The sequence below is a fragment of the Stenotrophomonas sp. 169 genome, assembly GCF_014621775.1.
Classification (GTDB): domain Bacteria; phylum Pseudomonadota; class Gammaproteobacteria; order Xanthomonadales; family Xanthomonadaceae; genus Stenotrophomonas.
Genome location: NZ_CP061204.1, coordinates 3,714,902 through 3,728,406, shown reverse-complemented (window position 1 = coordinate 3,728,406; position 13,505 = coordinate 3,714,902). Strand labels below are relative to the sequence as shown.

1 protein-coding gene is annotated in these 13,505 nt (G+C 68.6%); it reads left to right on the top strand.

What is annotated here, in order from left to right; genetic code table 11:
* Positions 1-56: 56 nt before the first annotated feature.
* Positions 57-13,505: an Ig-like domain-containing protein gene (locus tag ICJ04_RS16300; RefSeq protein WP_188325215.1), complete on the top strand. Its 13,449-nt coding sequence runs from the start codon at positions 57-59 to the stop codon at positions 13,503-13,505.

Here is a 13,505-nt window from a genome sequence, read left to right as displayed (position 1 = left end):
CGGAACGACGGGAATGCATCGCCGTGATGCGACCCGCAGCAGGCGAGGAACAGGGCATGTCCAAGGCAGTCGAGCACCGCATGCAACGCGCCGTACCGCTTGCCCGTAAAGGGTGGGGTGCGTGCCTGCTCGCCATGCTGCTGCCGGCCACGTTGTTCGCCCAGTCCTACCCGAGCCCGCTCAGCAACACCGCCAACGTGGCGCCGCCTGCCGACATCGGCGATCTGGTGCCGGGCAACAACAGTGCCACCGACAGCAACGTGCTTGCTCTGCAGGCGCAGCTGAGCCTGTCGAAGAGCATCCTCGGCCCGACCAGCGTGACCGCGGGCGCGCCGGTGCAGTACCAGATCCAGGTCAACAACCAGGGCCCGTCCAGCGCGCTGGGCGTGACCGTGGTCGATGCGGTGCCGGTCCTGCTGACCAACGTCAGCTGGACCTGCACGGCGGCCTCGCCGGCCTCGTCATGCGCGCTCGCCAGCGGCACCGGCAACAGCATCAGCGTGCAGGTGAACATCGGCGTCGGCGACGCGGTGACGCTGGTGGTCAGTGGCACGGCGCCTTCTGCCACCCCGGCAACCGTGCCGGCGAACACCGCCTCGCTGATCCTGCCGCCGGGCACCACCGATCCAACGCCGGGCGACAACAGCGCCACCACGCCGGTGATCAGTGTGCAGCCGGCCGCGATCGTGGCCGTCGCCGACGTATTTCCCGGCGTGATCGCCAGCACCGGCGGCACCACCTCCAGCGTGCTGGTCAACGACACCCTGGGAGGGGCGGCGGTCGTGGCAGCGGACCTGATCGTCACGCTGCCGGCGGCGCCGACAGGATTCAGCATCGACAGCGACGGCCGGATCACCGTGCCCGGTGGCGCGCCTGCCGGCCGCACGTCGCTGGATTACCAGATCTGCGAACGGGTATCGCCGAGCAACTGCGCCACCGCCAGCGCCACCTTCGTGGTCGCCCCGTCGACGCTGTCCGACAGCTACAACGTGGCATCCGGCACGCCGTCGTTCAGCGGTACCGTGGTCACCAATGACAATGCCCCGCCGAATGCGGTGTATACCGCCACGAGCGCACTGCCGGCGGGTCTGGTGTTCAACGCGGATGGCAGCTTCACCCTGGCCCCGACGGGCGGAATCCTGTCGCCCGTGTCCTTCGAATACCGCGTGTGCCTGCCTGCACCCGATGCGGCGGTCTGCGCTTTCGCCGGTGCCGGCGTGCTGGTGGATGCCAACCAGCTGCTTGCCGTCGACGATGCGTTCCCCGCGCCGTTCGCTGCCGGCGCGGGCGGCACTACCCCGTCTGTACTGGGCAACGACACGCTCAACGGGGCCCCCTTTGCACCGGCGCTGGTCGTACTGACGCTGGCCACGCCGCCGGCGGGCTTCAGCATCGCGCCGACCGGCGAAATCACCGTGCCGGCCACGGCAGCTGCGGGCGTCACCACGCTGACGTATCGCCTGTGCGAAGCCGCCGTACCGAACAACTGCGATACCGCCGACGTCTCCCTGATCATCAGTCCGGATGCAGTGGATGACAGCGTGGCCACGCCGGGCGCCGGCCTGCCAGTGAGCGGCAACGTGGCGGACAACGACAACGTCGCGGCCGGTTCTGCGTTTACGGTGACCACGCCGCCGACGCGCGGCACGGTGGTGATGGATGCCTTCGGTGTATTCACCTACACCCCCGGCAATGGCAACACCGGTCCCGACCAATTCGTTTACCAGATCTGCCTGCCCGCACCGAACGCGTTGGTGTGCGATACCGCCACGGTCAACGTGCAGGTCGCGGCGAATGCCATCGATGCGGTGGACGACGTGATCACTATCCTGGTGGCTGCCAGCGGTGGCACGACGACCAGCGTGCTGGCCAACGATCTGCTGAACGGTGTGGGGGTCGCGCCGGCACAGGTCACGGTGGCCCTGCAGGGTGCGCCAGCGGACTACAGCGTGAACGCAGCCGGCCAGGTCGTCGTCGCCGCAGACGCAGCGGCTGGCGCACAGACGCTCACCTACCGACTGTGCGAAGTGGCCACGCCGAGCAATTGCGATACGGCCACCGTGCAGCTTGTGGTGGCGCCGTCGGCCGCGGGCGAGAACTTCAGCGCCACCGCCGGCGTTGCATTCCCCGGTGTGCTGAGCGGCAACGACAACCCCGCAACCGGCGCGGTATACAACCTGCTGTCCGGGCCGACGGACGGCACCGCGACAGTGGCCCCCGATGGCAGCTTCAGTTACACCGCATTGCCGGCCTACAGCGGTACGGACAGCTTCCAGTACCAGGTGTGCCTGCCCGCGCCCAACAGCGCGATATGTGCCACTGCCACGGCAAGCTTCGTCGTGACGGCTGCCGTCATCGCCGCCAACGATGACGACTTCTCGAGCTCGCCGCTGACGGCGGCAGGCGGACTGACCGCCAGCGTCCTGACCAACGACACCATCAACGCCGCGCCGGTGGTGCCCGCACAGGCGGCGTTCGCGCTGACCGGTGCTGCACCGGTGGGGTTCACCCTGCAGCCTACCGGCGAGCTGAGCGTGCCGGCGGGCGCCCAAGCGGGCATCGTCAACCTCACCTACCAAGTGTGCGAGCCCGGCACTACCAACTGCGATACCGCCACCATCACGGTGCTCATTACGCCCGATGCAGTGGACGACGTGCTGTCGACCAATGCAGGTCGTCCCGTCAGCGGCAACGTGGCGATCAACGACAATGCACCGGCCGGCTCGCAGTTCAACGTGGTCGCCCCGGCGCCTGCAGGCCTGGTGTTCGCGGCCGATGGCAGCTTCACGTACACACCGCCGGCACTGTTCACCGGCCCGACCACGTTCGATTACCAGGTCTGCCTGCCGGCACCGCAGTCCACGGTCTGCGCGACGGCAACGGTGACCGTCAACGTCAATGCCGGCACGCTGCAGGCCAACGACGATGATTTCCGCTCGTTGATCCTGGATGCCAACACCGGCGGTACAACCAACAGCCTGCTGGCCAATGACACCCACAACGGCGCGATTCCGCCGGATCCGTCGGAAGTGCAGCTGACCCTGGTGGGCGAGCCGGCCGGATACGTGGTGAACAGCAACGGCACCGTCACCGTGCCCGGGGGCGCTGCGGCAGGCCAGGTCACCTTCGGGTACCAGGTGTGCGAAGTCGCGCTGCCGTCCAACTGCAGCTCGGCCAACGTGCTGCTGCTGTTGAGCCCGGTTGCGAACAACGACAACTTCAGCACCCAGGCGGGGATAGCGCTGAACAACAGTGTTGCCGCCAACGACAACGTTCCCGCCGGCAGTGCCTACGACGTCAGCGGCACCGCACCGGCAGGGCTGGTGTTCAATGCCGATGGCAGCTTCATCTACACACCACCGCCGGGCACGCAGGGGGCCGTGACATTCGCCTACCAGGTCTGCCTGCCTGCTCCCAACACCACCGTCTGCACCACCGCGACGGTCACCCTGAACGTCAACGCGGGCACGCTGGTCGCCAACGACGATGACTTCCGCGCGACACCGGTGGATCCTGCGCTGGGCGGCAGCACCGCCAGCGTGCTGGTCAACGACAGCCTGGACACCGCAACGCCGCCGGCGTCCAGCGCCGTGCAGCTTGCGCTGCTCAATGCGCCGGCCGGTTACACGCTGGCCGCCGATGGCACCGTCAACGTCGCCGCCGGTGTGGTGGCCGGTGCCGTGACGCTCACCTACCAGCTGTGCGAAGCCGCATTGCCCAGCAACTGCGATACCGCCCAGATCTCGCTGGTGGTGTCGCCGCAGGCGCTGGCCGATGCGTTCTCCACTCCGGTCGGGCAGCTGCTCGCGGGCACGGTCGGCAGCAATGACAACGCACCGGTCGGCTCGGTCTACAGCGTCACCGGCATCGAACCCACCGGCCTGTCGTTCAGCCCGGATGGCAGCTTCCTGTTCAATCCGCCGGTCAACTTCACCGGGGCGGTGAACTTCGATTACCAGGTCTGCCTGCCTGCGCCGGACAGCACCCGATGCAGCACGGCGTCGGCCACGATCAGCGTCAATGCCGGCAACCTGGCTGCGCTGGGCGATGACTTCACTGCCACGCCGTTGCCGCCCGGTGGCAACACCGCGCAGAGCGTGCTCGCCAATGACAGCTTGAACGGCGTATCGCCACCGGCGGCCGCTTCGGTGACGCTGCAACTGGTCGGCGCGCCTGCCGGCTACGCGCTGACCACCGACGGTCTGCTGCAGGTGCCGGCAGCGGCCACCGCCGGCGTCAACGTTCTCACCTACCAACTGTGCGAAGCGGCTGCGCCGGCCAACTGCGCCAGTGCACAGATCACCGTGGTCGTGACGCCGCAAGCCAGCGACGATGCGCTGTCCACGCAGGCCGGCCGATTGCTCAATGGAAGCGTCGGTGACAATGACAACGCGCCGGCGGGTTCGCAGTTCCGCGTGACCGGCGTCGCGCCGGACGGGCTGCTGTTCAACGGCAATGGCACCTTCACCTATGCCCCGCCGGTGGGCGTGGCCAGCCCGGTGTCCTTCAGTTACGAAGTGTGCCTGCCGGCGCCGTACGCCACGCTGTGTTCCAGCGCCAACGTCAGCATCAACATCAATGCAGGCACGCTGGTAGCGGCGGATGACGACTTCAGCGCCACGCCGATCAATCCCACCCTGGGCGGCAACACCGCCTCGGTGCTGGTCAACGACAGCCTGGACGGTGTCAGCCCACCGGACCCCGCCAGCGTGGTGGTGACGCTGCCTGCCGCCCCGGCCGGTGTCAGCATCGGTAATGACGGCGTGCTGACCGTGGCGGCCGGTACGCCGGCCGGCGCGCTGACCGTTACCTACCAGCTGTGCGAAGCGGCGTTGCCGTCCAACTGCGATACCGCCAGCATCCGCTTGGTCGTGTCGCCGCAGGCGGTGGCCGACGCGGTATCGACCCAGGTCGGGCAGGCGGTCAGCGGCAACGTGGGGGCCAACGACAACAGTCCAGCAAACGCGCAGTTCGTGCTGACCACGGCCAACCCGGCTGGCCTGGTGTTCAACGCGGATGGCAGCTTCGTGTTCACCCCGCCGACCGGCGTGGTCAGCCCGGTCACGTTCGGCTATCAGGTCTGCCTGCCGGCACCGGATGCCGCACTGTGCTCCGGCGCCACGGTCACCCTCAACGTCAACGACGGTGCGCTGTCCGCAGCGGACGACGACTTCAGCGGCAGCGCGCTGCTGCCGGGCAGCAGTACCGGCAGCGTGCTGGCCAATGACACGCTCAACGCGGTGACCCCGCCCGCATCGGCTGACGTGCTGCTGTCCCTGGTCGGCGCGCCGGCCGGCTATGTGATCAATGCCGACGGCACGATCGGGATTCCCGCCGGTACGGCCAGCGGCCGCGTGCTGTTGACGTACCAGGTGTGCGAAGCCGCCGCGCCGACCAACTGCGATACCGCCCAGGTATCACTGCTGCTGACCCCGCAGCCGGTGGATGACGTGGTGTCCACGCCGGTGGGCCAGGCCGTCAGCGGCACCGTTGGCAGCAACGACAACGTGCCCGCTGGCGCGGCGTACGCCGTCGTCGGCGCCGCCCCGGCCGGGCTGGTGTTCAATGCCGATGGCAGCTTCACCTTCACCCCGCCGGTTGGCGTGGTGAGCCCGGTCACCTTCGACTACCAGGTGTGCTTGGCCGCGCCGGATGCAACGGTGTGCGGCGCGGCCACGGTGACGATCAATGTCAACAACGGCGCGCTGTCGGCGGTGGCAGACGACTTCCGTGGCACCCCGCTGCTGCCCGGTGACAGCACCGCCACCAGCGTGCTGGCCAACGACACCTTGAACGGTGCCACGCCGCCTGCGGCTGCCGCTGTGGTGCTGAGCCTGGTCGGTGCACCGGCGGGGTACGCGATCAACGCCAACGGCACGATCAGCACGCCGACCGGCGCGGTATCCGGTGTGGTGAACCTGACGTACCAGGTGTGCGAGGCCGCCGCGCCGACCAACTGTGACACCGCACAGGTCGGCCTGCTGCTGACCCCGGTACCCACGCCCGACGCTCTGACCGTGCTGGCCGGGCAGACCGTGCTGGGCAACGCGGGCAGCAATGACAACGTGCCGCCCGGCGCGGTCTTCAGCGTCGTCGGCACCGCCCCGGCCGGTCTGCTGTTCAACGCCGATGGCAGCTTCAGCTACGCACCGCCGATCGGCACGTCGGGCGTAGTGAGCTTCGATTACCGCGTGTGCCTGCCGGCACCGGATTCCGCTGTATGCGGCACGTCCACGGTGACCCTGACGATCAACAGCGGTGCGCTGCTGGCCGCCAGCGATGACTTCAGTGCCGCCCCGTTGCTGCCGGGCGCTACCAGCGCCGCCAGCGTGCTGGCCAACGATGCCTTGAACGGCGTCAGCCCCGCGCCGGCCAACGAGGTCACCCTGCGCCTGATCGGTGCACCGGCGGGCTTCGCCATCAACGCCGACGGCACGATAGCGATCACACTGGCCGCGCCGTCCGGTGCCGTCAGCCTGGACTACGAGCTGTGCGAAGCCGCCGCGCCGAGCAATTGCCAGACCGCCAGCGTCGCAGTGGTGGTGGTGCCGGCCCCGGTGGCCGATGTGGTGTCCACGCTGGCCGGGCAGGCGGTGACCGGCAACGTCGGCGGCAACGACACCGTTCCGGCCAATGCCGTGTTCACCGTGCCGGGCACTGCGCCGGACGGCCTGCTGTTCAACGCCGATGGCAGCTTCACCTATACCCCACCCCTCGGCGTTGCCAGCCCGGTGAGCTTCACGTACCAGGTCTGCTTGCCCGCGCCGAACGGCACCGTGTGCGGCACCGCGTCGGTCACGATCAATGTCAACAACGGCGCGCTGGATGCAGTGGCGGACGACTTCAGCGGCACAGCGATCCTGCCCGGTGGCAGCACGCCGAGCGTGCTGGCCAATGACACGCTCAACGGGGTCACGCCACCGGCGGCCGCATCGGTCGTGCTGAGCCTGGTCGGCGCACCGGCGGGCTATGCCATCAACGCCGATGGCACTCTCAGCGTGCCCAGCGGCGCGCTGTCCGGGCCGGTGGCTTTGACCTACCAGGTGTGCGAAGCCGCGGCGCCGACCAACTGCGACAGCACCGATGTCAGCCTGCTGCTGACCCCGGTGCCGTCCAACGATGTGGTGTCGACGTCGGCAGGGCAGGCCGTGGCCGGCAGTGTCGGCAGCAACGACAACGTGCCCGCCGACTCGGTATTCAGCGTGGTAGGTGCCCCCCCTGCCGGACTGGTGTTCAACGCCGATGGCAGCCTCCTCTTCAATCCGCCGACCGGCGTGGCCAGTCCGGTCACGTTCGATTACCGGGTGTGCCTGCCTGCGCCGAACGGTGCGGTGTGTGGCACTGCGTCGGTCAGCATCAACGTCAACAACGGGGCCCTGGACGCCGCCGTCGACGACTTCACCGCCACTGCGTTGCTGCCCGGTGCCAGCACCTCCACCAGCGTGCTGGTCAATGACACCTTGAACGGGGTGAGTCCCCCTGCGGCCGGTACGGTGATCCTGAGCCTGGTGGGTGCGCCGGCCGGCTATGCGATCAATGCGGCCGGCTTCATCAGCACACCGGTTGGCGCGACACCCGGTGCGGTCAACCTGACCTACCAGCTGTGCGAAGCCGCCGCGCCGGCCAACTGCGACACCGCCCTGGTCACGCTGGTGCTCGCGCCTGCGCCTGCCGCCGATACGGTATCGGTGGCTGCTGGTCAGTCCACCAGCGGCAATGTCGGCAGCAATGACAACGTGCCGGCGGGCGCTCAGTTCAGCGTCACCGGCATCACGCCGGCCGGGCTGGTGTTCAACGCCGATGGCAGCTACACCTACACACCGCCGGTGGGCGTGGTCAGTCCGGTCGGCTTCACCTATCAGGTCTGCCTGCCCGCGCCGTATGCCGCGGTGTGCGGCACTGCATCGGTGACCATCAACGTCAATACAGGCACGCTGGCGGCGGCGAACGATGACTTCAGCGGCACGCCGCTGGTGCCTGGCGGCAGCACGGCCAGCGTGCTGGCCAACGACGCGTTGAACGGTGTCAGTCCGCCGCTGGCCAGCGATGTCCTGCTGAGCCTGGTCGGTGCACCGGCCGGTTACGCGATCAATGCGGATGGCACGATCGCCACCCAGGGCGGTACGCCGGCCGGCGCCGTTACCCTGACTTATCAGATCTGCGAAGCCGCGGCGCCGGCCAACTGCGATACGGCCACCGCGTCGCTGCTGCTGACGCCCGTGCCGGTGGCCGACCTCGTCTCCACGTTGGCTGGCCAGGCCGTGAGCGGCAGCGTTGGCGACAACGACAACGCGCCCGCTGGCTCGTTGTTCAGCGTGGTCGGCACGCCGCCTACGGGGTTGCTGTTCAACACAGATGGCAGTTTCACTTACACCCCGCCCGCAGGGATCACCGGCCCGGTCAGCTTCAGCTACCAGGTGTGCCTGCCCGCACCGAACGCAACCACCTGCGGTATCGCGTCGGTCACCATCAATGTCAACAACGGCGCGTTGGATGCGCTGGCCGATGATTTCAGTGCCGTGGCCGTGCTGCCGGGTGGGAGTACACCCAGCGTGCTCGGCAACGACACGCTCAACGGGGTCACGCCGCCTGCGGCTGCCTCGGTGCTGCTGAGTCTGGTCGGCGCACCGGCTGGCTATGTCATCAACGCCGATGGCACCGTCGGCGTGCCCGCAGGCACGTTGTCGGGACCGGTCACCTTGACCTATCAGCTGTGCGAAGCAGCAGCGCCCGGCAACTGTGACAGTGCGCAGATCAGCCTGCTGGTCACGCCGGATCCGGCCAATGATGTGGTATCCACGCCCGCCGGCCAGCCGATGGTGAGCAATGTCGGCAGCAACGACAACGTGCCGGTGGGTGCGGTGTTCTCGGTCACCGGCAGTGCGCCTGCGGGGCTGGTGTTCAACCCCGACGGCAGCTTCAGCTACAGTCCGCCGGCCGGCACCACCGGGCCGGTCAGCATCAGTTACCAGGTGTGCCTGCCGGCGCCCAACGGGGCCGTCTGCGGCAACGCGATCCTGGTGATCAACGTCAACAACGGCGCGCTGGCGGCACAGGCAGATGACTTCAGCGGTACGCCGCTGCTGCCCGGTGCGACCACCGCCGCCAGCGTGCTGGCCAACGACACCTTGAACGGCGTCTCGCCGCCTGCGGCCGCTACGGTCACGATGTCGCTGGTCGGCGCGCCGGCCGGTTATGCGATCAATCCGGACGGCACCCTGGTCACGCCGAGCGGCACGGTGTCCGGGCGGGTGACCTTGACCTACCAGGTCTGCGAGGTGGCTGCGCCGAGTAACTGCGATACCGCGACGGTGTCGCTGCTGCTCACCCCGGCGCCCGCAGCGGACAGCGTCTCGGTGGCCGCAGGCCAGACCACCAGCGGCAACGTCGGCAGCAACGACAACGTGCCGGCGGGATCGCTGTTCAGCGTGGTCGGCACGCTGCCGGCCGGCCTGGCACTCAACGCCGACGGCAGTTACAGCTACACGCCGCCAGCCGGCACCACGGGCCCGGTCGGCTTCACGTATCAGGTCTGCCTGCCCGCGCCGAACGGGAGTGTCTGCGGCACGGCGACGGTGACCATCACGGTCGGCGTCGGCACCTTTGTTGCCGGTAACGACGACTTCAGCAGCGCGTCTTTCGTGCCTGGCGGCAGCACGCCCAGCGTGCTGCTCAACGATGCACTGAACGGTGTCACCCCGCCGCCCGCCAGCAGCGTGGTGCTGAGCCTGGTCGGCGCGCCGGCCGGCTACGTGATCAGTGCGGACGGCATGATCGGCACGCCGCTCGCCGCGCCGTCCGGCGCGGTGTCGCTGACCTATCGGGTATGCGAAGCCGCCGCACCGGCAAACTGCGCGACCGCCAACGTCGTGCTGGTGCTCACCCCGGTGCCGGTGGCCGACGTGGTATCCACGCTGGTCGGCCAGCCGGTCACCGGCAACGTCGGCAGCAATGACAACGTGCCGCCGGGCTCCAGCTTCAGCATCGTGGGTGCCACGCCGCCGGGGCTGGTGCTGAATGGCGATGGCAGCTTCAGCTACACCCCGCCCGCTGGCAGCAGTGGCCCGGTCGGCTTCAGTTACCAGGTCTGCCTGCCTGCACCGTATGCGGCCACCTGCGGCATCGCCACGGTGACGATCAACGTCAACACCGGCACCCTGCTGGCCGCGGACGATGACTTCAGTGCCAGCCCACTGCTGCCGGGCGCTGTCACCGCCAGCGTGCTGGCCAACGACGCGTTGAACGGGGTGGCGCCGCCGGCTCCGGCCAGCGTGCAGCTGAGCCTGGTGGGTGCGCCTGCGGGCTTCGTGATCAACCCCGATGGCACCGTGACCGTGCCAGTGGCCGCGCTCGCCGGTGCCACCACCCTGAGCTATCAGGTCTGTGAGGCGGCTGCGTCCGGCAACTGTGCCAGCGCGATCATCCGCCTGGTGGTGACGCCGGTGCCGCTGCCCGACGTGGTATCCACCCCCGCCGGCCAGCCGGTCAGCGGCAACGTCGGCAGCAACGACAGCATGCCGCCGGGCGCCACGTATTCGATTCCCGGCGCCACGCCGCCGGGCCTGGTGTTCAACGCCGACGGCAGCTTCACCTATACACCGCCGGCAGGTACCACCGGGCAGGTCGGCTTCACCTACCAGGTGTGCCTGCCCGCACCGAATGCCGCCGTGTGCGGTACCGCGGCGGTGACGTTGAACCTTAACACCGGCACGCTGTCCGCACAGGCTGATGATTTCACCGGCGCCCCGCTGACGCCGGGCAGCAGCACCCCCAGCGTACTGGGCAACGACACCCTCAACGGGACCACCCCGCCGGCATCCGCTGCGGTGGTGCTGAGCCTGGTAGGCGCACCGGCGGGGTATGTGATCGCGGCGGACGGCACGATCACCCTCCCGACCGGTACCTTGTCCGGTCCGGTCACGTTGACTTATCAGGTGTGCGAAGCCGCGGCGCCGGGCAACTGTGATTCGGCCACGGTGTCGCTGCTGCTGGTTCCCGCACCGGCGGCCGACAGCGTGTCTGCCGCCGCAGGGCAGACCGCCAGCGGCAATGTCGGCAACAACGACAATGTGCCGCCGGGCTCCAGCTTCAGCCTCGTCGGTGCCGCACCGCCCGGTCTGTTGTTCAACGCCGATGGCAGCTTCAGCTACACCCCGCCGCCGGGCACGTCCGGAACGGTTGGCTTCACGTACCAGGTCTGCCTGCCCGCACCCCACGGGACGGTCTGCGGCACGGCGACGGCCAGCATGACGGTGGCCAGCAATGTGGTGCTGGCGGTCAACGATGACTTCAGCAGCACGCCGGTGGATCCGTCGGTGGGTGGCACCATCGCCCGCTCGGTCCTGGAGAACGACACCTGGAACGGCGCAGCGCCGCCGCCGGTGGGCAGTGTCACCGCCACCCTGGTCGGCGCCACGCCGGGCTATACGATGAACAACCAGGGCCAGCTGATGGTGGCGCCTGGCGTGCAGCCGGGCCAGGTGCAGTTGAGTTACCAATTGTGCGAGAACGGTGTGCCGGGCAACTGCTCGACGGCGATCATCACCGTGCTGGTGCAGGGACCGGTGGGTGCGCTGCTGGCGGTGGACGACACGGCGGGTCCGCTGCCGGCGGGGCAGGGGGCGACCAACCTGCTGAACGTGCTTGGCAACGACACGTTCAACACCGCGGTTCTGGATCCCGCACAGGTCACGTTCGCACCGGTGGCCACGGCGGCGCTGAGCTTCACCGCGGACGGCGGCCTGAACGTGGCGGCGGGGCTGTCGCCCGGCAGCTACAGCACCACCTACACGATCTGCCTGGTCGACCAGCCCACGGTCTGCGACACCGGCACGGTCAGTGTCACCGTGGTTGTCAGCACCGACCGCGTGGTTGCACTGGATGATCTGATCGAGATGCCACAGAACGGTGTGGTGGAGATCGACGTGCTGGGCAACGATCGGATGGACGGCACGCCGATCGACCCCGACGCGGTCGTGCTGAGCATCACCTCACCGCCGCCGTACGGCACCGCCGAGGTGATGGCGCGGGCCCGCATCCGCTTCGCGGTGCTGGCCAACTTCGCCGGCCAGCAGAGCTTCGATTACAGCGTCTGCGAAGCGACGGATGCGAGCCAGTGTGCGGATGCCACGGTGAACGTCATGGTCGAACAGAACGTGCTGGCGCTGGCTGACGACGTGGTCACCACTGAAGCCAGCGATCCGATGGCGATCGATGTCATGGCCAATGACAGCGCACGCATGGCCGTGCTGGATCCGGCGTCGCTGCAGATGGTGGTCGCGCCGAACGCAGGCACGGCGTGGTGCGGCAATGGCAACTGCACGTATACGCCAACGGCCGGTTTCTTCGGCACCGACAGCTTCCGCTATCGCCTGTGTGATGTGTCCATCCCCACGCCGATGTGTGCCGAGGCCAACGTGGCGGTCACTGTCGCCGGCCAACAGGCCACCCTGCGGCTGACCAAGACGGCAGCCAAGCGCAGTGCGCAGATCGGCGACCTGGTGCGCTACACGGTCACCATCGACAACGTGGGCGACGTGGATGCCAACGGCGCAACGCTGCTGGATACGCTGCCACCGGGCTTCAGCTTCGTCAGTGGCGGCTTCTCGGTGCGTGATGCGGACAATGCCGCGCGCACCAGTGGCGTGCAGCCGCTGCGCATCGATGGCATCGACATCGCGGTGGGCGAAAGTGCCACGGTGGTGTATTACCTGCGCGTGGGTGCAGGCACCGGCACCGGGCTCCACACCAACCGCATCACCGCGATCGACGGGCAGAACCGCAGCATCGGCAACATCGCATCGGCGGACGTGGACATCACGGCGGATCCATTGCTGGATGAAAGCCTGATCGTCGGCACTGTGTTCGATGACCGCAATGGCAACGGCATCCAGGAGCCTGGCGAGCGCGGCATTCCCGGCGTGCGTGTCGCGGCGGTGGAAGGCCTGCTGATGGAGACCGATGCGTTCGGCCGCTATCACCTGGTCGGCATCCAGGGCGGCGGCGCACGCGGTCGCAACTTCATCCTGAAGGTGGACCCGTCCACAGTGCCGGCCGGTGCACGCTTCACCTCGCCCAATCCGCTGGTTCGCCGTATCACGCCCGGGGTACCGGTGCGCTTCGACTTCGGCGTGGTGATGCCTGCCGGTGAAATCGCGGTGCAACCGGCGCACGCCAGCGGTGCGGTGATTGAACTGGGTGACGGGCTGTTCGAACGCGGCACGGCCCGCCTTGCTGCGGGCACCGCCACCGTGCTGGACAAAGCCGCGCAGGCGCTCACGGCACGCGGCGGTGGCCGCCTGCTGATCGTGGCTGCACCGGACCAGCAGGCACTGGCACGGCAACGTGCCCAGATACTGGGCGCTGCGATCAGCGGTCGCCTGGCGACCGACGTGGCCGCCGCCGCACGCATCGACGTGGTGAGCCCTGGTGACGAGAGGGTGCTGCACAGCCTGCGCCTGGATGACCCGCCTGCCGCTGCAGGCACCCGCGGGGAGGGGCGCTGA